Below are 22,446 nucleotides of genomic sequence, written 5' to 3' on the forward strand. Positions count from 1 at the left end.
CGCTTTCACAAGTTCTAGCCTTTTCGATGCAATTTCTCATAGGTTGCAAAGCTAAAAGCGCAAGCTGAGGAGATCAGATCTTGCTTGATGATGGTGACGGCATTTGCATCACTATTGGCGTAGTGTTTAGTAAAGTGAATTTCTAGCGTACCCTTGTCTCGATACCCACTCATTACCGGTTTTATCGATATCTCCTGGTTGAGTCCTTCTGCTTCGTTGGGCTCGCCTAAGCTGAGCACTTTCCCCACATATAACCTTCTATCCGATAGCGTCAGCATGACCATTTTGTCCCCTTTTTCTAACGCAGATTTAAAGAGAAAGTCATCCAGTGAGCTGTCGGAAAAGACTCTCGCATTCAGTCGCTCTTTTGGGCTAAACGTCATGTAGCGAATGCAATATTTGATGTAGGCGAGTAGAGACCAGAACACAGGCACAAGCAACATCGAAAACGTAATCATGGTTACCCAGGTGAGATTGATAACCTCTTGATTGGTAAAGGCATCAAGTTCATAGAGTAGGTTCGATGTAAACTCATAAGGTGTCTGTGCCAACAATGCGTCAGGTAACCATTTTATCGGAGCGACATGTGTGATGGCTGCGAAAAAATACGCGTAGCGATTAACGATCAAGACTAAGCCTAAGGCGATAAACAAACATATCATGCCTAAGTTTGCGCTTTTTAAGTACAGGTACTGTCCTTCATAACGGTGCACCTTGTATCGATAGAACGGATGGATATGGCAAACCAAAAAACCACTTACCAAGATTGGTAAGATTAGCAACAAAAACAACTATTTCTCCTCAACGAGTAACCGAGCTCTTTCATAAATATTGTTCGTCATTAGGTCTTGATGAACCTCTTTGGCAGATATAAACACGGTCCCTCTGCCAACGACTTTTAATGATGTGTAAGAATGATTGATCTTTCTTGAAAGGTGGCGCTCTTCTTTCGTTCCCCAAAGACCGAAAGTAAAAAATCGAATAATTCGCTCCATAATTCCTTCGAAAATAGTGGTATATATCAGGTGATTTAAAAAATAAAAACAGAAACCCGGATAGTGTACCAACCTAGCTGTGTTATATCGAATGAGCGAATAATTAAATGGTTGTTATTATGAGGTGTTAAATAACAAGAGCAGGATTTTCTGTCTGTTTTATATAATAAACAGTCGATTATCATGTTAACTGTGTTTTTTTACCAGAAAATACATCAATAAATACGAAATGTAGAAATACCATCATATTATTTTGAAAATATCTCATTGATTATGGCTCATGAAGTTTTCAGTGGGAGGAGTGATACTCTCAGAAAAAAAGCATCAGGTCATTCGCATATGTTTTTCCATCAAGTTCAATCAAAGAAAGTCACACTGAAGCCCTACCGTTCGAAAAGGAGCTTACTCGTTCGGATCTCCAATTACCAAGGGTTCATCGCCATCAATGGAAACGAAGTGTCATTGTTTAACAATAGCTTACTGGTTATCCCAGAAGGGGCGATGGTTGAGTGCGATCTGCTTAGGCAGGGTGATGAGAGCTCATTTGAGGTCGTGACTCTCAACAAGACTGACATCAAAAAGATGAAGGTGAAGCTCGAAAAGCTGAATGATCTCATCTTAAACAAAAACAAGAATGAGTCATTTATTCTGTATAAGAGTAAAGAATTGTGTGAAATTTTTTACTCAAATAGACAACTTAATAACTGCCAAAAACTGAAAAGCATTAAAAATATTGCATTGAAGCAGAGTATCTTTCACTTGGTATTATTGCTGTACAAAAAAGGTGTGGATGTCAGCATATTGTTTAACAGTGATTATCACATATCGCTGTCTTCTCGTTTAGCCAAGCTGTTTATGTCTGAACCAACGAAGAAGTGGACGTTAGACCTGGCGGCGAGTTGTATGTTTACCAGCCCTTCTACGTTACGTAGAAACCTCTCTAAGGAAGGGGGCGCCTTCTCGCACATTCTCAATGATGTAAGGTTAGGTATCTCCATCAACTACTTAACATTCACGTCATACAATGTTTTAAAAATCAGTGAACTCAGTGGTTTCAATAGCTCGGCGTACTTTTGTACGATCTTTAAGAAGAAGTATGGTGTAACGCCTCAGGAATTCAGAAAAAACTCCAAAGAAAACAATGTCTAATGGCGATGCTTATATGGTAGCTCAACGTTAGTTTGAGAACTGAGACCTAAAAAAGTAGATGGCATGGGTTAGTAAATCTTTATCCATGGAAGATAGAGTATCGTCATTTTTCTTAAGCAGAATGTCGAGTGAATTGATGAGTCCATTGCTCATGATGGAGCTTATTGGCAAACAAAACGTCGAGAGATATAAATCAGTGGTGGTTTTGTATAGTTTGATATAAACCGTTGTTAAACATGATGTAATTTGAATCTTTTCACTGCAATTGCTCAAGGGGGATGAAAAGTCTGCGTTTATATAGCAGTTACTCGACATCGAATAACTAGGTAATAGAGGGATCTTTTTAGGAAGAAACATAAAGTTATAAATATTAATTTAGATGTTTTTTTATCAGTTGTTTATATCAATGTAACGAAAGTATAGGAATAAGTCATTGCGCTATCTGCCTATTGTGTTTTGATGTTTCTTGCTAATAAATGGCATGATTTATATTTTTGTTCATATTGTATCTGTCATTGACTAAACCTTATATATCAATTGAATTTAATTGAGAAAATTGAATAAATAATAAAGTTATTGGTAAGAATAAATGAACTGATTTTTAATGATTAGCTATAAACCAGTGTTTCTCGTTTTGGGATTCCTGTTATCTAAACTCGCATTATTTATGTATATCCCTTTTTTGATGGCTGTAGTGACAGGGACTCAAGGGGCGTTAGATTTTGGTTTATCAGCAATCGTTACCCATGTAGGGGGATTAGTGTGCGTGGCGATTGGCGGAAAAACGTCACTCGCTCTCAAGGTAAAAGATGCGTTTTTGATCACCACGCTAGTCTGGGTTCTAGGCAGCGCGTTTGCGTCACTTCCCTTTGTATTCATCAATGAAATTAGCTTCACCAATGCTTATTTTGAAACCATGTCTGGTATCACCACAACTGGGTCTACGGTTCTTGCTGGTCTTGATAACATGGCACCCAGCATATTGCTTTGGCGTTCGCTGCTTCAGTGGTTTGGTGGCGTAGGGTTCATCGTGATGGCTATCGCCATCCTGCCTATGATCAATGTTGGTGGAATGCGACTTTTCCAAACCGAATCCTCTGATTGGTCTACAAAAAGTGCGCCTCGAATGAAGAGTGTTGCCAAGAGTATTCTATCGGTTTATCTGCAGCTTACTTTTCTTTGTGTGATGAGCTACTTGCTATCTGGCATGACTGTATTTGATGCAATCAACCACGCACTGACCACCGTCTCTACCGGAGGGTACTCAACGACCGATGCCTCCATGAACGGCTTCTCGCCAATGGCTCATTGGGTGGCGATCATCTTTATGTTTGCGGGTGGTATGCCATTCATTCAGTTTGTGGCAGCAATCAACCAAAAGAGTCTCTCTTGTTTAGTGAAAGACGCTCAAATCAGAGCTTATTTTAAGTTGGTCGTTGCGTTGAGCTTGGTTGTTGCTTGCTGGTTGGCATTGAAGCTCGATTATCCGTTTATCGACGCGATTCGTATTGCGACCTTTAATATCGTTACAGTGATGACCACCACGGGTTTTGCATTAGACGATTTCTCCAGTTGGGGTAGTTTACCAACCATTTTGTTTTGCTTCGTTCTGTTGATGGGCGCGTGCTCTGGTTCAACGTCAGGGGGCTTCAAAATCTTCCGAATTCAGATAGCGACCTCACTCCTTAAAAAGCAGGTTTTTCAGTTGGTACACCCTTCTGGCGTCTTTACCTTGCGTTACAACAAAGCGCGCTTGTCAGACAGTATTGTGCAAGGTGTAACGGCATTCGCTTTTGTTTATGCATTAACGATTATTTTTATCGCAATGCTATTGGCAATCATTGGCTTAGACCCTGTCACTAGCTTGTCCGGTGCCATTACTTCGGTGGCGAATGTTGGTCCTGGTCTTGGTTCCATTATTGGCCCTACTGGTAATTTCTCGACACTGCCAGACGCAGCGAAGTGGATTTTGAGCCTCGGAATGCTGATGGGACGCTTAGAGATCCTCACCATCGTGGTCGTTTTGTCTCCTTGTTTCTGGCGTATTTAACCTTGCTGATTTTTTTAACGCTCACTTGAAATGGTGAGCTCCTCAGGTTTTTATTTTTAAATGACGATTATGAAATTGGTATTTTTTGCGAAAGAGATTAATCACTTTATCTTGCGTGTTCATGCTGTGGATGGGAGAAAAAAGAAAGAAATTAGAATGTTAAGGCAAGGTTTATGTCGCACCCTACAGTTTGAAGGCGCGGGGTTTGAGCTCTATTCCTTGTTAGAACCAACACATGATATCTCCAAGGCTCAAGTGATACGTTTGGCGAAAGATAAACTGAAAATATTAGTCCGAAAATTCAAAAAAGAATTCGAGGAAAAAGAAAACGACACCCTTGATGCTTTAGAGAACCAAATCATTGGTTATTTATTTAACTCTGAGCAAAAGGTGAACCTAAAAGAGCTCTCTCAAAACCTCTATATCAAGGGTGTTTATGACCAAGAGATGCTCGTTACCACCATGAGTCGGTTGGTAAAAAGTAACAAGGTGAATGTGACCCACATGGCTCTGGGCAGTATGTATTACATTAATTATCGCAATAACTGGGTCTATGATGGTGACAACCAATCCTACATCCAATGTAAATGTCATTATCACTGTGCAACCTGCGAGCTGAACTTGGACTGTGCCTATCAGCCAAAACACAAAATCGTGCGTGAATTCTATAAGTTGATTGATGTTGGTTTGGCTGTCGCTACGGGTAAGTTGGAGAAAGAGAGTGATAGCTTGCTTGGTGACACCATTCGCTTTTACTCGAGTATTAAAACACCGAGCGAGACAAGAATATCGGAGGGCGTGGATTACACCGTGATCAACTCAACGGATGATCAGTTTGTTGTCATTGATAACTTGGGCGACCCATATAACGTGTTATGGGAAGACTTAAATTGGTTTCGTATGGATTTGGGTAATCAATGTAAGAGCAAGCAAGAGAAGGTCGCCGTCAAAAGGCGGTTTATCAGCAACTACGAGTCAAAGCGTAAGACCAGAAATTGCATTGTTCAGTGCTTGTCTTCCATCGGCGACGTTTCAGTATCGGTCGATACGTTAATGATAAAGCTAGGGTTGTTAAGACTGCCTATTGAAAAAGCGCTCACTCTGCTTGAAGAAGAAGGGGTGGTCAAAAGCCTAACTGAGGCTAACATCAAGAAGTACCACTTATGCTAGTTGAGTTTCTTGCTTTTAGCGGAACGGTGATCTTTTCCTATCAAATCACGCCATCTTCACGATGGCACTGCGACCAGTTTTCTACAAGGGTAGGGGAGTGATTTAGATTTGAAGTCATATAACTTCATTTATGGATTGATTATCTATACATGTCGCACAAAGAATCGACTATCTTGCTAGTATGCTTGACAGTATATAGATGTTAATTATTTGATAGCAATGTTTTTTCATAATATTAATGCCAGCAATTTTAGGCTACACAATTACAGAACTAAAAAGACGATATTTGCCAGAGTCTCAGGTTATCAAGGAGAGATTAATATTAATGGTTCTCCCGTTCAGGAGTTTAACAATAGCTTAATTATCATTCCAAAAAACTCTTTTGTTCACGTTAATATATCAAAATTAACTGATCAGTCTGAATTAGATTTCATTAGCTTAAATGATTTTGATATTGGATTTATTAAGCAAGAACTTTATGAGTTAAACAAGTTTATCTTTGATAAGAGAAATAGAAAATTGTGTCGTTCAAGTGATGGCGGAAATTTCTTAAAAGCTCATAACAAAGATTTTTGTGATGTTTTTTTAATGAATCGGGTCGTTGATGGGCACCGTTGTATGGGGCGGTTGAACAAAGCACTGCTTAGACAGAGTGTGGTTGAACTTCTGATTCACCTACATCTGGAAAACAAAGACATCAATATTGTCTTAAACATGAAAACTGATCTGTCGGTTTCTGAGAGATTATCCAATCTGCTTATGCGTGAACCGAGGAAGCATTGGACGCTTGAGGCGGCGGCTCTGTCTATGGCGACCAGCATCTCTACCTTGAGGAGAGGGTTATCAGCAGATCAGAAGTCTTTCTCTTGCATCCTCAACGAGGTTAGGCTCAATGTCGCGATTCGGTATCTGAAGTTCAGTAACTTCAGCATATTGAAGATAAGCAACCTGAGTGGATTTAAGAGCTCTGCCTATTTCTGCACTGTGTTTAAAAAAAATATGCAGACCACCCCTCAACAGTTCAGAAGCCGCTTCAGAAAATCCATTGTTTAAGTTTGTCGGTTTCCGGTAATTCACTCTTATCTCATCGTTTAGCAATGATAGAAATTGTGAGTAAATTCACTGTTTATATTTTTTATTTAGTAATGCAGAAATAGTTTTAAACATTCCATTAATAACGAAGTGGTGCTGACATTTATATTGTAATCTTTTGGGCAAAATGTCTAATTTAGACTCCGCTTGATTCCTGTATATTGTGTCCATTCGTTACAGCATCGATATAGAAATCCATGTAATTGTGTAAGTTTATTAATAGTGACGCTATGGGTGAAATTAAAGATGAGAATTATTAAGTATCTCTTTTTTCACTAGGCGCTATTTATTACTCATGATTTCTATTCCTATTCAGCGTTATTCGTTGAAGTTTGACCTATTTCACTCGTTACCAGTGAAACAGTAATAAGCATTTTAATCCTAATTTTTTATTTAAAGGTAGGTAGAAAGGTATGTTCATATGACAGATTTCCAAACGACAACGACTGACAAAACCAATACACCTCGTGTTGAACAAGGTTTTGGTCTCAATCGTCAGTGGTTAGCGTCTTTGACATTAAAATTTGGTGCGCATGCCGAAGGCAATTCCAGTGTCACGCGATTAAATACCCTACGACACTTTGGACCTCTGATTGTCCAAAGACCTTTCTATCCTGAGGGTAAAGACGGCTGTTGCCATGTCTACATTCTGCACCCGCCTGGTGGCCTGGTGAGTGGTGACGAGCTGAACTTCAACATCGGTGTCCAAAGTGACGCTCACGCTTTAGTGACAACCCCCGCCGCAAACAAGCTGTACAAAGCCGACCGCAACTTGGTGCCGTGGAAACAACACACCAACTTGGATGTTGAGGATAACGCCATTTTAGAGTGGCTTCCTCAAGAGTCGATTGCTTTTGATGGTTCTATTGGTGACCAAACCTGCACGATCAACTTGGGTACAAATGCCAAGTGTCTTGGCTGGGAAATTACCGTTCTTGGGCGACCTGCCAGCGAGTTGCCATTCAACAGTGGATGCATCACTCAACAATTTAACCTCTACCAAAATGGCAAACCGCTGTGGCTTGAAAGACAAACGGTCGACCCGACTCATCCGCGTTTTACCGGTAAGTGGGGGCAAGGTGGTTCAACGGTTCACGCCAATATGTGGGCGGTGGGTCTAGACGATCCAAAACAAGCGATTTTGGCACTTCGAGAGCACATGCCAGCGTCCGATCGCTGGGCGGTGAGTGAGCGACGTGGCGTGTTGGTCATTCGTTATCTCGGTACCGAAAGAAACGAAGTTTGGGACTTATTCCAACAAGCGAGAGAAGTATTGCGTCCGCTGCTCATTGGCATGGAACCGGTGATACCAAGAATCTGGCTAACTTAATCAAAATCGAATTATAACGCCTTATTAAACACCTAATAACGCGATTTTATATTGAAAATCATGAAACGGAGTAAACGATGGAATTAACACCTAGAGATAAAGACAAATTACTTTTGTTCACTGCAGGTCTGCTTGCTGAAAGACGCAAAGAAAAAGGCATCAAGCTGAATTACCCAGAATCTGTTGCGCTGATCAGCTGCGCAATCATGGAAGGTGCACGTGAAGGGCGCACCGTTGCAGAAATGATGAGTGCAGGTCGTGAAATCTTAACTCGTGCCGATGTTCAGCCTGGCATTGCTGAAATGATTGAAACAGTACAAGTAGAAGCAACTTTCCCTGACGGCACAAAGCTAGTGACTGTGCATAACCCGATTATTTAAGGAGACCTCCATGTTTGCAGGTGAATACCAACTAAAAGCGGATGACATTGAGCTGTGTACTGACCGCACAACGATCCCAGTGAAAGTTTCTAATACGGGTGACCGCCCTGTTCAGGTTGGCTCGCACTACCACTTTGCTGAAGCGAATCGCGCTTTATCTTTTGACCGAGAGCTTGCTTACGGTCACCGCCTAGCGATCGCCGCTGGCATGTCAATCCGATTCGAACCAGGTCAAACCCGCGAAGTGGAGCTGATTCCGTTCGCTGGCTTACGTCAAGTCTACGGTTTCCGTGGCGACGTGATGGGCTCACTAGATAACAATTCTAAGTAAAGGTAACAGTAATGAAGATTTCTAGACAAGCGTATGTAGACATGTACGGTCCTACAACGGGCGACAAAGTCCGTCTGGGTGATACAGAGCTATGGATTGAGATTGAAAAAGACCACACGCACTACGGTGAAGAAGTCGTATTTGGTGGCGGTAAAGTTATTCGCGACGGTATGGGTCAGAGCCAGCGTTGTGATGACGCAGTGATGGATACGGTTATTACTAACGTTATCATCATGGATTACTGGGGCATCGTTAAAGCTGACGTTGGTCTTAAGCAAGGTCGTATCGCAGCCATTGGTAAAGCAGGCAACCCAGATGTACAGCCTAACGTTGATATCATCATTGGTCCGGGTACTGAAATCATCGCAGGTGAGAACCAAATTCTAACCGCAGGTGGTATCGATACACACATCCACTTTATCTGTCCGCAACAGATTGATGAAGCGCTGATGAGCGGTGTAACGACCATGATTGGTGGCGGTACGGGTCCTGCAACGGGCAGTCTAGCGACAACCAGCACATCGGGTCCTTGGCACATCGGTAAGATGATGCAAGCGGTCGATGATCTACCAATGAACATCGGTCTACTGGGTAAAGGCAGTGCAAGTACGCCTGAAGCGCTTGAGCTGCAAGTAAAAGCAGGCGCGATGAGCCTGAAGATTCACGAAGACTTTGGTGCGACTGCTGCATGTATTCACAACGCCTTGAATGTTGCAGATCGCTACGATGTTCAGGTTGCGCTTCACTCAGATAGCTTGAACGAATCAGGTTTCCTACAAGATACGCTGGCTGCATTTAAAGATCGTTGTATCCATACCTACCATACGGAAGGTGCGGGCGGTGGTCACGCTCCAGACATCATTGCAGCGTGTGCACTGCCAAATGTACTGCCGTCTTCAACAAACCCAACGCGTCCGTACACCATCAATACCGTTGATGAGCACTTGGATATGTTGATGGAGTGCCACCACCTAGATCCAAACATCCCTGAAGACGTTGCGTTTGCAGACTCTCGTATTCGTCGCGAAAGTATTGCCGCAGAAGACATTCTTCACGATATGGGCGTGATCTCGATGATGTCATCAGATTCACAAGCAATGGGACGTGTGGGTGAAGTGGTATGTCGTACTTGGCAGACAGCAAACAAGATGCGAGTCCAGCGCGGTCTACTTCCTGAAGACCAAGATCTTGGCGCAGATAACTTCCGTGCGAAGCGCTACATCGCGAAATACACCATTAACCCAGCCATCACTCACGGTATCGCACACGAAGTGGGCTCGATTGAAGTAGGTAAATTCGCTGACTTGGTGCTTTGGAAACCAGCATTCTTCGGCGTTAAGCCATCCATCATCTTGAAAGGTGGCATGATCGCAGGCGCTGCGATGGGCGATCCAAACGCGGCGATCTCAACGCCTCAGCCAGTTCACTACCGCAACATGTTTGGCTCATTAGGTCGTGCAGTATCAGCGACGCGCATGACGTTTGTTAGCCAAGCTGCGATGAACACAGGTCTAGAAGAAAAACTGGGTCTGAACAGTCCGCTTGTTGCGTGTAAAGACGTTCGTAACAAGACCAAACAAGACATGAAGCACAACGACGTGTGTCCTGAATTGACCGTAGATCCACAAACTTATGAAGTAAGTGCAGACGGCGTTCTATTGACGTGTGAACCAGCAACAGAAGTTCCGTTGGCTCAACGCTACCATTTGTTCTAATTAACAGTAAGGGCTTGCAATGCTTGAACTAACAAAACGATTAGATGCCAATACGGAATGTGAGGTATTCGATAGTCTTATTCTTCCTTATGAGCTGCGTATCCGAGGACGCCTAAAAGGAGTGACGGAAAAGGGACATGATGTCGGTTTGTTTCTCGATCGTGGACCAGTATTACGTGATGGCGACCTGCTAGAAGCGAAAACGGGTGAAGTGATTCGTGTCCATGCTGCGAACGAACCCGTCACGACGGCTTACATCAACGGTACGCTTCCTCTCGCTCGTCTTTGTTATCACTTAGGCAACCGCCACACGTTGCTCGCGGTTGGTCAGGATGAAGACGGACGTTGCTGGGTACGAATGACGCCGGACCATGTGCTTGAAGAATTGGCACTGCTGCTTGGTGCAACATTGACGCATCATCAAGCGCCTTTTGACCCAGAATCGGGTGCATACGCGCATGTTGGTCGTGAGCAATCTCATGGTCACTCTCATGGTCACCATCACCACGGGCATCAGCATGAACACTAATACTTCTGATCGTGAAGTCGGTGATCTAGCATTACTTGGTTTGATGCAATTTATTAGCCCAGCGCTTCCTATTGGTGCGTTTGCTTGGTCGCAAGGGCTAGAAAGCGCTTTTGAGCTTGGTTGGGTGAAAAACGAAGAAGAGCTTGGTGCATGGCTGGAAGGCGTGCTTGATGACGGTTTATCGCGTTGTGAATTGCCTGTGTTAGCGCGCTTGTATTACTCGTGGGCGAATCGTGATTGCCAAGAAGTAACGTTTTGGAACGATTGGCTGTTAGCGAATCGTGAAACGTCTGAGTTATGTGAAGAAGACATCCGTCTTGGTCAAGCATTAATAGACTTACTGACCAATCTTGAAATGCACCCTCAACTGCATGTTGAGGGTGCAAAACAGCTTCAAGAACCTGGATACGTGACCATGTTTGCGTGGGTGGCACAGCTTAACCATATTCCTGTTCGACAAAGCCTGCTTGGCTTTGCATGGGGATGGTTAGAAAACCAATTGGCAGTGGCATGTAAAGCACTACCGCTGGGGCATACCGCAGCACAGCGTCTGTGTATTCGACTGCAACCTAAGCTTGTTGAAGCGGTTGAAGCAGCCCTCAGTTTAGAGGATTGGGAGCTAGGTCCAACGCTTCCTGGCTTAGCGCTAGGCAGTGCAAAACATGAAACGCAATATTCAAGACTATTTCGAAGCTAATTTGCTTTAAAGAACAAAAGGAAAATTAATATGACACAGTGTTTACGTGTTGGTGTAGGCGGTCCTGTTGGTTCTGGTAAAACAGCGCTGCTACGTAAATTGTGTAAAGCACTTAAAGATCATTACAACATCGCGGTTGTAACGAACGATATTTACACCCGTGAAGATGCGGACTTCTTGCTAAAGCATGACGCGCTGCCATCAGATCGTATTCTTGGTGTAGAAACGGGGGGCTGTCCACATACTGCTATCCGTGAAGATGCTTCGATGAACCTCGCTGCGGTGAACGACTTACAATCGCGTCATCCAGATCTTGAGCTCGTGATGATCGAATCTGGCGGTGATAACCTAGCTGCGACATTCAGCCCAGAGCTGTCTGACCTAACGATTTACGTTATTGATGTGTCTGCAGGTGACAAGATCCCACGTAAAGGCGGTCCGGGTATCACTAAGTCAGATCTATTGATCATTAATAAAATCGACATTGCTGAATATGTACACGCGTCTCTCGATATTATGGACCGTGATGCGAAGAAGATGCGTGGCGATCGTCCATTTATTTTCGCGAACTTACATGACGGTGTTGGTTTAGAAGAAATCATTAGCTTTATTTTGAAAGAAGGCATGCTACCTGACCGTAGATAGCATCAATCTACTTTTAATATAAAAACGATATTTACTCTAGCGTCTCCCTACGCAAATTTTTAACTCTGTATTAATTAAGTCATACCAGTCATTGAGTGCTGGTATGGCTTATTAACGCATATTTTTATTTTGCTAAATAACAATATGCGTTGACTAAAAAATCCAATATTACTTTTATTTACATTCTGGGGCTATTTATGTCTGAAGTTAGAACCGCGTCCACATCTGGACCAGAGAAGAAAATGAGCAAACCACTTGCTTATATGTTTATTATGATTGGTATTTTCGCCTTGGCGTTTTCTGCAATCATGGTAAAAGAAGCAAACTTTGAACCTGCAACCAACGCATTCTTACGTTGTCTTGTCGGCTTCTTGGTTTTGATTCCATTTGCCGTTGCCGAAATTAAAAAGAAAGGCTTAATTAATAAATCTGGTTTTGCTCTCGCTATTGTTGCCGGTATTTTCCTTGGTCTTGATATGACCTCTTGGAACTTTGCGATCTTCTTTATTGGTGCGGGCATCTCATCTATCCTGCTTAACCTACAAATTATCATCATGCCATTGCTTGCCATGACGTTTGATAAATTTAAGCCAGAGAAAAGCTTCTGGTTCCTTGTTCCGATTATGTTGTTCGGTATTGTACTAGCGGGTGGTGTGCTAGAAGGTGGCCCATCTGAAGGTCCAAGCACCATGTGGGGCTACCCTATTGCGCTAGTGGGTACGATATTAGGTATTAAATCGGGTATTTGTTACGCGCTATACCTCTACACTAGCCGTAAGTCGGGCACACTCAACGCAGGTCGCTACTTCCAGCCGCTAATGTGGGTATTCCTTGCTCAGCTTATCCCTGCAGCGATTGTTATGGCGACGACACACGGTTTCAACATTACCACGGGTGTTCTTGTCGACGGTAAACTGCCACTAACTGCAGCCGATGGTTCTATTGCAGGTGATGCGATTAATATGAGCAACTGGATCTGGATTGTAATCTTAGGTGTTGTTGGTCATGCGGTTGCTTGGGTATTTGTACAAATTGGTTCGGTAAACTTGGACCCAACCGTTGTTGCTGGTCTATTGCTATTAAGCCCAATTACTACCGTTCTTGTTGCACCATTTACAAGTGGTGAGTCGGTGACGCTATTGCAGTCAATCGGTGTGGTGATTGTACTCGTTGCGGTGGCGTATCAGAATGGTCTGCATACTGCCGTGCTAAACAAGTTCAAAGGCGAGCCAGCTAAAGTGGAAGGCTAAGCTTCAGTTCTTATAGACAAAATATAAAGCCCAATATTAATACCAATATTGGGCTTTTTTAGGTTTTGTGGATTATGAGTTTCGATTGTGTTTGTTTGACTTTGAGGGAGTGATCAGTACTTGAGTGTCAGCAGTGATGAACCGTTGTTTTCTCTAGAGTATTGCCTGAATTTTGAGGGTGTTAAACTGTACTTTCGTTTGAATGCATCACAGAAGTAAGCCGAACTACCAAAGCCACAACGATGGCTGATCTCACTGACATTGTAGGAAGTGAACGTCAGCATATTGAGTGCGATCCCCATTCTTACGTCTAACAGCAATTGGCTGAAAGAGACGTCTTCTTTATTCAAGTGTCTTCTTAGCGTAGAAGAGGAGATGAACAGCTTGCTGGCGACTTCTTCAATTTGCCACTTATGAGTCGGATCTTGGCTTATCATCCGAGTGATGACTTCTCGCTTTGATTGGTAATGATCGGACTTGAACATTCGAATAATATCCATTTCGTAGTAACTCATTGTTAAGAATATAAAAAATAGAGACTCTTCAACCAGTAACGTCTTTAATGCGTGGTTGCTTAAGGTGTCATGCCCCTCTTTTAGTATTTTGAATCTGTCTTTTATCTCGAAGTTGTCACTGATAGCGTAAGAGATATTATTGGCACCAAATGCCCTCTGTGGAACTTTAGCAATCAGAGAGTCGATCGTATGGTTGGATACAGTCAGTATTTGAACCTCAATGCACTGTGATGGGCTCTCGCTGCGTAAGTCACACCAAACTCGGCTGTATTGAGGAATCATCAAGATAGTTGGAGAGGTAATGGCGATCTTACTGTCATTGATGGACACCAGTCCTTTGGCTTCAGAGAGATATATTATGTAATGATGTTCCACATAAAACTCCCTGAGTGTTATCGTTTTACAGTCAATTACTTTTCTATACTTCATATCTATTATCACGATTGGAAATTTAGCTATTTGATATAGTAGTTTTTCAATTAACTTTGCTATTCGTTTCACATGAATAAAGGATAGGGCTCTATTTCTAAGTAAAATGAATATATTTCTAAATCATAATTAAAAACATATTTTTTATTTTCTGTTTTTATTGACTAAGGTTTTTTTTATTTGATAATGGCTAAATATTAACTAGCAAGGCTTATTAATGTGAAAGAAGTGTTAACCATTAAGGGATTGTCACTGGGCATTAAAACGGAGTTAGTTAGGGATATTAGCTTTAGTCTAAAAGAGAAAGAGTTCTTAGCGGTTGTTGGTCCTAATGGGTGCGGAAAATCGACCTTTATTCGCACCATTATGGGAACGGTGAATATATTCTCTGGTGAATTGAGTTTTCTTGGTAAACCACTTTCGAGTTATAACCATAAAATGCGATCAAGATATATTGCATTTATGGGGCAGAATAATACCGTCGACCCACAAATGAGAGTGCTTGATTATATTTCACTGGGGCGATTTCCTCATTTTCACTATTCCACACGCCAATACGACAACGAATGCATTACCCGCGTGATCGATGAGCTTGGACTGGAGACGTTAAGAGAGCAAAAAGTTGGACAGCTTTCTGGTGGAGAGTTTCAGCGCGTCAACTTAGCGCGAGTGTTGGTGCAAGAGCCCAAGTTGCTGCTTTTAGATGAGCCAACGAATCACTTAGACCCTAAAGCGAGAATAGAGCTCCTCAAAATCGTTAAGGATAAGCAGATTACAACGATTGCCGTGTTACATGATTTAAACCTTGCCGAATACTTTGCCGACCAAGTGATGATCATTAATCGAGGCAAAATGCAGGTGTGCGATACGGTCGAAAACACGCTCAACGCTCACTGGATAAAAGATACTTTTGATTTGAATACCCTTCATTTCTTACATCCTACAACAGGAAAAGCGATCCGTTTTTTTGAAATAGATTAAGGAGTTACCGTGAAAAAAATATGCTTGATGCCATTGTTTTTATCTGTCTCTGTTTACGCAAACACCAATGCACCGACGGAATCACATTACCCAGTCAGTGTTGAAAGCTGTGGGGAGATGTTGACGTTTGAACAAGCACCAAGACGGGCGGTATTCCAAGACCTCAATATGACGGAAATGGCGTTCGCATTGGGGCTGCAACCTAACATGGTGGCGGTAAATGGTATTACAGGCTGGTATCAAGTATCCGATCAATTCAAGGCAGACTTAGGCGATATTCCCGAAATCTCTGGGCGTTACTTAACGCTAGAACCTTTACTAGAAAAGAATCCGGACTTCCTGTTTGCTGGTTGGAACTATGGTCTTAAATTTGGCTCGGATCTGACGCCACAAAACTTGGCTCACTTTGGAGTAAAGACGCTGGTGCTCAGCGAAAGCTGCGCTCACATTACCAAGAAGAAGCAAGAAGCCTCCATGGATCTACTTTACGGCGATGTCCTTAAGCTGGGCAAAGTCTTTGATAAGAGTGATAAAGCACAGAGCTTAGTCGAGAATTGGAAAAAAGACCTCAACGAAATAGAGGCAAAGGTAGCAGCTTATCCAACCAAGAAGGTGTTCCTTTACGATTCAGGTATTGATCAGCCCTTTACCAGTGGGCGCTTTGCCATGCCTCATGCGCTGATCAAAGCGGCTGGTGGCGTCAACGTGATGGGCAGTGAGAGTTTTAGTTGGGGCACCGCGCCATGGGAAAAAGTTGCCATTCATAATCCCGATATGATCATTTTGGTGGATTATGGCAGATCAGATGATGCAGCGATCAACAGCTCGATAAAAGCCCTGAGTGACAACCCTCTAATGCGCCAAACGAATGCGGTGAAAAATGGTCAATTTTTGCGGCTGAAGTACAGCGAGCTGACGCCAGGTCCCAACAATGTAGTTGCCATCAAGAAGATTGCAGCCAAGCTCCATCCCGAGGCTGGTATCGTGATTCATGAGTAATTCGAATGTAAAGTTTTGGCTTGCTATCGTGGCAAGCCTGATGCTGCTATCGGTCATACTGTTCCTTTCGCTCTCTTACGGAACAATAAACATCCCCTTTTCCGCTGTTTATCAGTTTTTTACCTTTGACCACGCCTCGCTACCTGCAATGACCAACGTTATTTTGAGGGAGATTCGAATTCCTAGATTTCTGCTCGCGATTTTAGTTGGTGCTGGGCTTGCCATGGTGGGGGCGCTATTGCAGACCGTGACCAAGAACGACTTGGCTGATCCATTTTTGTTCGGGCTTTCCGCGGGTGCATCGGCTGGCGTTGTTGCGGTTATCAGCCATTTCGATTTAGCGTTAGGTCAATGGTCTTTACCGGTGGCAGCATTTGCTGGGGCAACCTTATCGGCAGCTTCGGTCATCCTGGTGTTCTTTTTGCAAAAGTCTCAAGGGGTTGAGCGTCTGATCTTATCTGGGTTGGCGGTTTCGTTCCTGTTTAGTGCCATTACTGGGTACTTGATTTATACCGGCGATCAACGTTCGGCGAGCAATATTCTCTTTTGGTCGATGGGGGGATTAGGGCTGGCAAAATGGGAGAATCTACCGTTTGCCTCTGTTGGGGTTATTGTGCTTGCACTGTTTACCATGCTGCGCTGGCGTTCGCTTGATGCTATGTTGGTGGACGAGGACACCAGTAACTCACTGGGTGTAAGCGTCAAATTCCTCCGCGTGACCGTGTTTATTTTATCGGCACTCTCTACAGCCATCTTTGTCTCTTTAAGTGGCGTGATTGGCTTTGTTGGACTTATCGTGCCGCATCTCGCGAAACCATTTTCCGGACCAAGTCATCGTTATCTATTGCCTTTATGTGCTTTTATTGGCGCGATGCTGCTCTCAGCCAGTGACTTGATGAGCCGAGTACTGATCCCTGGTCAGGAGTTACCCATAGGTCTGATGACTTCAGCAATTGGCTCTATGTTTATTCTGTTTTTCGTACTTAGAAAGAAATAAGGCGAGATAGAATTCCAAGGGCTTGGAGTTAACTCTGCAACATAACAGTCGGCCTCACCGTTTAAAGTGGTGAGGCCGACTTTTTTGGTTAAGGGAGGTGTGAGAAAGCTACTACTCGCCGTCGATTATTTGTTGCTTAGGATGATTCTTTCCGCATCGCCTACCGCTCTGGTTAAGCTCTGGTTGCTGGACAGCTGACCGGAACTTACCGGACCAAGAACATGGGTATATAACGCTAACTGCTTCTCGAATGGCAGTTTTAGAGTGTTGTAGAGCTCCTGCCTAATTAGAACATGAGACTCTTTTGGGGCTGAAGATAAGCGTAGTAGGGTTTCATGAATAACAGTTTTCATCTGTTGTTTGTCCTTTTGTTTTCTACGTTGTTAGGGCTTAAATAAAGTAGCACCACCGAGCATGTGCATACTCGGTGGTGGTCGTGTTCATCAGTATTGGAAGCCTTAGGCTTGGCGATTCAGCGTTTCAACCACAAGCGTATAGTTTGGTGACTCATTTATATTGGTTTGGTTTAGATTACTCGCTTTATCCAAGCGTTGACGGCAACTAGGGCTTAAATGCTTTAAGTGAATCTGCTTGTTTTGAGCCTGATAGCGCTCAGTCAAAGTCACGATGGCGGCAATGGCGGAATGGTCAGTCACTCGAGTGTTGGCAAAGTCGACAACTACGTCTTGCGGATCGTCATGTACGTTGAATAGCTCTAGGAAGTTTGCCGCAGAACCGAAGAAGATCGGCCCATAGACTTTGTACTCTTTTATGCCTTCTTCTTTGGTACTTGTCTCTGCGTAAATATACTTCGCGTGTTCCCATGCGAACATTAATGCCGAGGTAATAACGCCTACCGCTACTGCAACAGCAAGATCCGTCAACACGGTTACCACGGTAACTAACACAATAACGAAGAAATCTTGTTTAGGTACTCGACGTGCCAGCTTGAATGTCGCCCATTCAAATGTACTAATCACCACCATGAACATCACACCAACAAGGGCTGCGAGAGGAATCATCTCAATCAGTGAAGAAGCGAATAGGATGAACAGCAAGAGCGAGATAGCGGCAACGATGCCCGATAGACGCCCGCGTCCACCTGAATTTACGTTGATCATGGACTGACCAATCATTGCGCAACCACCCATTGCTCCAAACACTGAACAGGTTAAGTTCGCGATGCCTTGCCCGATACACTCGCGATTAGGTTGACCACGTGTGCTTGTTATTTCATCCAGTATTGTCAGTGTGAGTAGTGATTCGATCAGACCAATTGCGGCAAGGATGACAGCGTAAGGCAAAATGATTTGCAGTGTTTCTACCGTAAATGGTACCGCTGGAATGGAGAAGCTAGGTAGTGAGCCTGCTAGTGTAGCGGTTTCGTCAACAGACATGGTGCGCAGGAAATCGATGACTGTGCGTGTTTCGAGATCTAATCCTACAACAAGTGCTGTAACGGTGACGATTGCGACCAAAGAAGATGGTACAGCAGTAGTGAGCGTTGGTAGAAAGTGAATGATTGCCATGGTTAATGCAACTAGGCTTATCATTAGCAGCATTTGATCTTGTGGTAGCCAAGTCAGTATGCCATTGATATCCGGCGCTTTAAACTGACCTAACTGCGCTAGGAAGATAACAATCGCCAGACCGTTTACGAAACCAATCATCACCGGGTGAGGTACAATTCGGATGAATTTCCCTAGTTTGAATAACCCCGCAGTGAGCTGAATGATGCCTGCCAGCATAATCGCAGCAAAGAGATATTGGACGCCGTGAATCGCCACAAGGGATACCATGACGACTGCCATCGCTCCGGTTGCACCAGAAATCATACCAGGACGCCCACCAATGATAGAGGTGACAAGCCCTACAATGAAGGCTGCATACAGGCCAGCCATCGGATCCACGCCAGCCACAAAAGCAAATGCGACGGCTTCAGGAATTAACGCCAATGCAACGGTTAGCCCTGAGAGAATATCTTTTTTCATGTTAAACCCAATAGTTTATTTATTCGCTTGATGACCGTTAGATTTTGATAGTTTTTGTCTTTTCTAATCTCGTTAACTAAGGTTCTTCTTAGTTGTGCTTTAGTGACGGTTAGAGGAGGCATACTCAAAGGCCCTTTTACCCTGCATGACATCGTATCGGGGCAATATATCTCGGCTTTGGCTGTGTTTTTTAGTAGCCAACGAAAGCAATTTGGACATAATTTGTCTGTTTTTTCGTACATATTTCTTTGGCTTATTATCAGTTAGAGAGATAAAAAGTTAATGCCATTGGAATATAAGCGGATGCTATATCCATCATTGGCGATAGACTTGAACTTACAAATAAAAACGTTATCGAAATTAAACTTATACTTATTTGAATTTTCACAGTTATAGAAGAGCAAACTAGAGTCCAGTTCAACAAAGACGTTATCTTCTGAATCGAAAGAAAAGGACGTGACATCATCAATAGAGTCAAGAAAACTTAATATCTTATTCCAGTATGTGGCATCGAAAGGTTTTAACCTAATCTCAAAGTCCTCAATAGATGAATAGTCAATCCTTTCTAAGTTCATTTTCTACCTCAAAAAAAGCCCTAACCAAAATTGGATAGGGCTAAGTTGTGCAAGAGCGGAATAAAGTTATTTTTAAATAGGTTACTTATCTCATATGAGCGAGAGGACTTTATCAAACTGGGCTTTATAACGACAAGTAGGCATGAAATGTTTTTTATTATTTCAAAACATTATGACTTAATTGTTTAATTTATAAAATAAAAACAAAGTCTTTTCTTGTTCAGTTTGGCTTTTTTATTAATGATATGGGATGTGAAGTTGTGAGTAGGTAAAAGATTATAGAAGGGTGAAGATAGTTAAAGAGTACTGCGCGTAAAAATTAAACATAATGCGCGCATGTTGTAATGAAGTGCGTCTAAATAATCAGCATAATCTTATAGTTTTACTTACGATGTGGATTGTTTGTGAAAGGAGAGGTATGAAAATATTTAGAGGCATATTAATTGATTTAATCATCCTTGTCGGGGTTCTATCCGGGATGATTACCTTCTCTTTAAATAAAGTCGATATATTAGGTACTATTCTGATTGTCACCGCTTCTTTGTTGATCCTTGCTCTATTTATCTATGGTTTAAAAGATGGATATAAAAGAAGCGGTTAATTCTATTATGATTCGATATTGAATTGGAATGAAATATAACTAATGACTCCCTTTTCTAGCCTAAATGATGTTCACGTAAGTTAAATGTCCTTATCATTAATTTAAAGGTAACATTAAAATGACTGGCACCATTATAAAATGCTCGAGAAATACAAATAGTGCACCAATGAATAGTCACTCAACGCAAAGTGTTGCGTTTTCTCATTACAATAATATCTCTGCTCAGCTGCCTATTGACCCTCAAACCAACCAACTTGTTGAAGGTGGCATTCAGGAACAAGCCAAACAGTGTCTTTTGAACATTAAAAGAATTGTAGAGAGCATTGATCACGTAATGGATGATGTGGTTAAAGTGAATGTCTACTTGACCAATATTGATGACGCAGAAGCAGTGAACAAGGTGTATGCGACTTTCTTTACGAACCTTCTGCCAACACGCACTGTCTTGGCGATTGAGGCGGTACCTTTTGAAGGGGCGTTGCTACAAATGGATGCGCTTATTTCAAATGGTGAGGGAACCACACCACAAAAGCCATGTGATTTAATCAAGGTGTCGCGTGATACTGAACTGGCACCAACGAGTCCGTTTTCTACCCAGACTGTCGCATTCTCACACTACAATAATATCTCAGCACAGTTGCCTATTGATACCGCGACAGGAAGCTTGGTCGAAGGTGGTGTAAAAGAACAAACTCAGCAATGTCTGCAAAACATCAAGAACATCCTAGAGAGCATTGATGTTCCGCTGGATGACATCGTAAAAACGACCGTTTACCTACAAGATCTGGCTGATATCGAGTCAGTGAACGAAGTGTATCGTACTTTCTTCCCCGACTCTGCGATTGCAAGAGCGGTAGCTTACGTGCCTGCGCGCTCAGTTATTCAAGCATCTGTGCTGCCAATGGGCGCAGCGGTACAAATTGATGCTGTGATTTCTCATGGTGACGGCACGCCGCCGCAAGAAGTTGAAGATCGCCATGGCATTGTGATTAAGGCAAACAACACGCTGAACGCTCCTCTTGATGCGCTTGCGACACAAACTGTGGCGTTTTCTCACTATAACCATATTTCCGCGCAACTACCGATGGATGCCTTGAACCATGAACTGGTTCAAGGTGGGGTAAAAGAGCAAGCTAAGCAATGTTTGAATAACATTAAAGCGATCGTTGAGAGTATTGGCCACGTGATGAATGATGCGGTTAAGGTCAATATTCAAGTGACTGACATTACTGATATTGATGCAATCAACGAGGTGTACGCCACTTTCTTTGATGGCGATTTGCCAGCAAGAACCGTGATTGCCGTATCTAACATCGCGCTAGGTGCAAAAGTTCAAATGGATTGTGTTCTGTCAAATGCAGAAGGCACACCGCCACAAGTGTAATCAAATACAAAGCCATCACTCTGGTAAGGAGTGATGGCTAATGATTCAATTGCTCGTTGGATTATCTCTACTCTATATTTCTTTCTGGTTGAAAAACGACATCCAAGATCTCAATGGTCTTCTTGTTGCCGTTTGGCAGTATCCAATCGATGCGTTGACCGACAGATAGCCCAATAAGCGCCATGCCAATCGGAGCGAGTATGGAGATGTGAGAGTTATCTTTCACTTGGTTTGGGTAAACGAGCACTTTCTGAATCTGCTCTTCCTCACCAAGGAATTTAAACGTCACTTTAGAGTTCATCGTGACAATATCGCTACTAATCTCATGTGGCTCGACAATCAAAGCACGGTCAATTTCTTCTTCTAATTTAAGCAGCTCGTCGGTGAAATTCGGAATGTTATCAAGTAATCGACAGATATTGTTGTAGTCATCAGATGTAACGGTGATCGAATTAGACATAATATTTCCCTAAATCTAATTTCCATGCCCAAGCACCTTGAGGTGGCTCGGGTATATAGTGAAATTTTCTATTGCATAAAGCGAGATACCATACTCATGCATGGTTAGAGAAAATGTTACCTAAACTCAAGGATTGGTTATTTAAGTGAAAATCAGAACTAAATGGTCGTAAATCTTAATG

Annotated in this window: 22 protein-coding genes; 17 read left to right on the forward strand and 5 right to left on the reverse strand. The window is 42.8% G+C overall.

Annotated elements, in window-relative coordinates; translation table 11 throughout:
- Positions 1 to 14 precede the first annotated feature (14 nt).
- Positions 15 to 791 carry a hypothetical protein gene (locus BSZ04_RS04195; protein ID WP_088879644.1) on the reverse strand — a complete coding sequence of 259 codons (777 nt, stop codon included), beginning with the start codon at positions 789 to 791 and terminating at the stop codon, positions 15 to 17.
- A 660-nt stretch (positions 792 to 1,451) separates the two neighbouring features.
- Between BSZ04_RS04195 and BSZ04_RS04205 the strand changes: the two genes are divergently transcribed.
- The 12 genes from BSZ04_RS04205 (at position 1,452) to BSZ04_RS04260 (ending at position 13,333) form a co-directional block, all read left to right on the forward strand.
- On the forward strand, positions 1,452 to 2,144 hold the full coding sequence (locus tag BSZ04_RS04205) for a helix-turn-helix domain-containing protein (RefSeq protein WP_226982138.1): 693 nt from the start codon (positions 1,452 to 1,454) through the stop codon (positions 2,142 to 2,144).
- A 604-nt stretch (positions 2,145 to 2,748) separates the two neighbouring features.
- Positions 2,749 to 4,194: a TrkH family potassium uptake protein gene (locus BSZ04_RS04210; protein ID WP_088879645.1), complete on the forward strand. Its 1,446-nt coding sequence runs from the start codon at positions 2,749 to 2,751 to the stop codon at positions 4,192 to 4,194.
- A gap of 156 nt (positions 4,195 to 4,350) precedes the next feature.
- On the forward strand, positions 4,351 to 5,364 hold the full coding sequence (locus BSZ04_RS04215) for a hypothetical protein (RefSeq protein ID WP_231896292.1): 1,014 nt from the start codon (positions 4,351 to 4,353) through the stop codon (positions 5,362 to 5,364).
- A 219-nt stretch (positions 5,365 to 5,583) separates the two neighbouring features.
- On the forward strand, positions 5,584 to 6,417 hold the full coding sequence (locus BSZ04_RS04220) for a helix-turn-helix transcriptional regulator (protein ID WP_088879647.1): 834 nt from the start codon (positions 5,584 to 5,586) through the stop codon (positions 6,415 to 6,417).
- A 460-nt stretch (positions 6,418 to 6,877) separates the two neighbouring features.
- The gene (locus BSZ04_RS04225) at positions 6,878 to 7,786 is read left to right on the forward strand and encodes an urease accessory protein UreD (RefSeq protein ID WP_010453627.1); all 909 of its coding nucleotides are present in this window, start codon (positions 6,878 to 6,880) and stop codon (positions 7,784 to 7,786) included.
- 77 nt (positions 7,787 to 7,863) lie between these two features.
- Positions 7,864 to 8,166, forward strand: a complete 303-nt coding sequence (gene ureA / locus BSZ04_RS04230; RefSeq protein WP_009696559.1) for an urease subunit gamma — start codon at positions 7,864 to 7,866, stop codon at positions 8,164 to 8,166.
- A 10-nt stretch (positions 8,167 to 8,176) separates the two neighbouring features.
- A complete protein-coding gene (locus BSZ04_RS04235) occupies positions 8,177 to 8,497 on the forward strand; it encodes an urease subunit beta (RefSeq protein WP_009696560.1) in 321 nt (106 codons plus the stop codon).
- Between the two features lie 11 nt (positions 8,498 to 8,508).
- Positions 8,509 to 10,212: an urease subunit alpha gene (ureC, locus tag BSZ04_RS04240; RefSeq protein WP_010453624.1), complete on the forward strand. Its 1,704-nt coding sequence runs from the start codon at positions 8,509 to 8,511 to the stop codon at positions 10,210 to 10,212.
- A 19-nt stretch (positions 10,213 to 10,231) separates the two neighbouring features.
- Positions 10,232 to 10,741 carry an urease accessory protein UreE gene (gene ureE, locus BSZ04_RS04245; RefSeq protein WP_088879648.1) on the forward strand — a complete coding sequence of 170 codons (510 nt, stop codon included), beginning with the start codon at positions 10,232 to 10,234 and terminating at the stop codon, positions 10,739 to 10,741.
- A complete protein-coding gene (locus tag BSZ04_RS04250) occupies positions 10,704 to 11,438 on the forward strand; it encodes an urease accessory protein UreF (protein WP_231896293.1) in 735 nt (244 codons plus the stop codon). The genes ureE and BSZ04_RS04250 overlap by 38 nt, the downstream gene beginning before the upstream one ends.
- 30 nt (positions 11,439 to 11,468) lie before the next feature.
- The gene (gene ureG / locus BSZ04_RS04255; RefSeq protein ID WP_009696564.1) at positions 11,469 to 12,083 is read left to right on the forward strand and encodes an urease accessory protein UreG; all 615 of its coding nucleotides are present in this window, start codon (positions 11,469 to 11,471) and stop codon (positions 12,081 to 12,083) included.
- Between the two features lie 197 nt (positions 12,084 to 12,280).
- Positions 12,281 to 13,333 carry a DMT family transporter gene (locus BSZ04_RS04260; RefSeq protein ID WP_071235780.1) on the forward strand — a complete coding sequence of 351 codons (1,053 nt, stop codon included), beginning with the start codon at positions 12,281 to 12,283 and terminating at the stop codon, positions 13,331 to 13,333.
- A 113-nt stretch (positions 13,334 to 13,446) separates the two neighbouring features.
- Here BSZ04_RS04260 and BSZ04_RS04265 read toward each other — a convergent pair whose 3' ends face one another.
- Positions 13,447 to 14,223 (reverse strand): helix-turn-helix transcriptional regulator, encoded by a 777-nt coding sequence (locus BSZ04_RS04265; RefSeq protein ID WP_231896294.1) that lies wholly within the window; start codon positions 14,221 to 14,223, stop codon positions 13,447 to 13,449.
- A 273-nt stretch (positions 14,224 to 14,496) separates the two neighbouring features.
- Between BSZ04_RS04265 and BSZ04_RS04270 the strand changes: the two genes are divergently transcribed.
- The 3 genes from BSZ04_RS04270 to BSZ04_RS04280 are packed head-to-tail and all read left to right on the forward strand — an operon-like array spanning position 14,497 to position 17,254.
- The gene (locus BSZ04_RS04270) at positions 14,497 to 15,258 is read left to right on the forward strand and encodes an ABC transporter ATP-binding protein (protein ID WP_010453614.1); all 762 of its coding nucleotides are present in this window, start codon (positions 14,497 to 14,499) and stop codon (positions 15,256 to 15,258) included.
- Positions 15,259 to 15,267: 9 nt separating this feature from the next.
- The gene (locus BSZ04_RS04275) at positions 15,268 to 16,257 is read left to right on the forward strand and encodes an ABC transporter substrate-binding protein (protein ID WP_088879650.1); all 990 of its coding nucleotides are present in this window, start codon (positions 15,268 to 15,270) and stop codon (positions 16,255 to 16,257) included.
- Positions 16,250 to 17,254: a FecCD family ABC transporter permease gene (locus tag BSZ04_RS04280; RefSeq protein ID WP_088879651.1), complete on the forward strand. Its 1,005-nt coding sequence runs from the start codon at positions 16,250 to 16,252 to the stop codon at positions 17,252 to 17,254. The genes BSZ04_RS04275 and BSZ04_RS04280 overlap by 8 nt, the downstream gene beginning before the upstream one ends.
- Positions 17,255 to 17,379: 125 nt before the next feature.
- On the opposite strand, the gene BSZ04_RS04285 is transcribed toward BSZ04_RS04280, so the two are convergent.
- Together BSZ04_RS04285 and BSZ04_RS04290 are read right to left on the reverse strand one after the other, a co-directional pair.
- Complete coding sequence (locus BSZ04_RS04285; protein ID WP_088879652.1) at positions 17,380 to 17,607, reverse strand: PAS factor family protein; 228 nt, start codon at positions 17,605 to 17,607, stop codon at positions 17,380 to 17,382.
- Between the two features lie 105 nt (positions 17,608 to 17,712).
- The gene (locus BSZ04_RS04290) at positions 17,713 to 19,245 is read right to left on the reverse strand and encodes a SulP family inorganic anion transporter (protein WP_088879653.1); all 1,533 of its coding nucleotides are present in this window, start codon (positions 19,243 to 19,245) and stop codon (positions 17,713 to 17,715) included.
- A 993-nt stretch (positions 19,246 to 20,238) separates the two neighbouring features.
- Between BSZ04_RS04290 and BSZ04_RS04305 the strand changes: the two genes are divergently transcribed.
- Entirely contained in the window at positions 20,239 to 20,421 is a 183-nt protein-coding gene (locus BSZ04_RS04305) for a hypothetical protein (RefSeq protein ID WP_010453603.1), read from the forward strand.
- Between the two features lie 118 nt (positions 20,422 to 20,539).
- Positions 20,540 to 21,805 (forward strand): RidA family protein, encoded by a 1,266-nt coding sequence (locus BSZ04_RS04310; protein WP_088879654.1) that lies wholly within the window; start codon positions 20,540 to 20,542, stop codon positions 21,803 to 21,805.
- Between the two features lie 67 nt (positions 21,806 to 21,872).
- Here BSZ04_RS04310 and rnk read toward each other — a convergent pair whose 3' ends face one another.
- Complete coding sequence (gene rnk / locus BSZ04_RS04315; protein ID WP_010453599.1) at positions 21,873 to 22,265, reverse strand: nucleoside diphosphate kinase regulator; 393 nt, start codon at positions 22,263 to 22,265, stop codon at positions 21,873 to 21,875.
- Positions 22,266 to 22,446 lie beyond the last annotated feature (181 nt).

The sequence above is a fragment of the Vibrio rotiferianus genome (assembly GCF_002214395.1).
Classification (GTDB): Bacteria; Pseudomonadota; Gammaproteobacteria; order Enterobacterales; family Vibrionaceae; genus Vibrio; species Vibrio rotiferianus.

Coding starts and splice junctions, on each gene's coding strand:
- BSZ04_RS04250 (WP_231896293.1), top strand. CDS start 10,704: ATGGTCACCATCACCACGGGCATCAGCATGAACACTAATACTTCTGAT.
- ureG (WP_009696564.1), top strand. CDS start 11,469: ATGACACAGTGTTTACGTGTTGGTGTAGGCGGTCCTGTTGGTTCTGGT.
- BSZ04_RS04280 (WP_088879651.1), top strand. CDS start 16,250: ATGAGTAATTCGAATGTAAAGTTTTGGCTTGCTATCGTGGCAAGCCTG.
- rnk (WP_010453599.1), bottom strand. CDS start 22,265: ATGTCTAATTCGATCACCGTTACATCTGATGACTACAACAATATCTGT.
- BSZ04_RS04235 (WP_009696560.1), top strand. CDS start 8,177: ATGTTTGCAGGTGAATACCAACTAAAAGCGGATGACATTGAGCTGTGT.
- BSZ04_RS04260 (WP_071235780.1), top strand. CDS start 12,281: ATGTCTGAAGTTAGAACCGCGTCCACATCTGGACCAGAGAAGAAAATG.
- BSZ04_RS04305 (WP_010453603.1), top strand. CDS start 20,239: ATGAAAATATTTAGAGGCATATTAATTGATTTAATCATCCTTGTCGGG.
- BSZ04_RS04220 (WP_088879647.1), top strand. CDS start 5,584: ATGTTTTTTCATAATATTAATGCCAGCAATTTTAGGCTACACAATTAC.
- BSZ04_RS04310 (WP_088879654.1), top strand. CDS start 20,540: ATGACTGGCACCATTATAAAATGCTCGAGAAATACAAATAGTGCACCA.
- BSZ04_RS04215 (WP_231896292.1), top strand. CDS start 4,351: ATGTTAAGGCAAGGTTTATGTCGCACCCTACAGTTTGAAGGCGCGGGG.
- ureE (WP_088879648.1), top strand. CDS start 10,232: ATGCTTGAACTAACAAAACGATTAGATGCCAATACGGAATGTGAGGTA.
- BSZ04_RS04290 (WP_088879653.1), bottom strand. CDS start 19,245: ATGAAAAAAGATATTCTCTCAGGGCTAACCGTTGCATTGGCGTTAATT.
- ureA (WP_009696559.1), top strand. CDS start 7,864: ATGGAATTAACACCTAGAGATAAAGACAAATTACTTTTGTTCACTGCA.
- BSZ04_RS04225 (WP_010453627.1), top strand. CDS start 6,878: ATGACAGATTTCCAAACGACAACGACTGACAAAACCAATACACCTCGT.
- BSZ04_RS04285 (WP_088879652.1), bottom strand. CDS start 17,607: ATGAAAACTGTTATTCATGAAACCCTACTACGCTTATCTTCAGCCCCA.
- ureC (WP_010453624.1), top strand. CDS start 8,509: ATGAAGATTTCTAGACAAGCGTATGTAGACATGTACGGTCCTACAACG.
- BSZ04_RS04210 (WP_088879645.1), top strand. CDS start 2,749: ATGATTAGCTATAAACCAGTGTTTCTCGTTTTGGGATTCCTGTTATCT.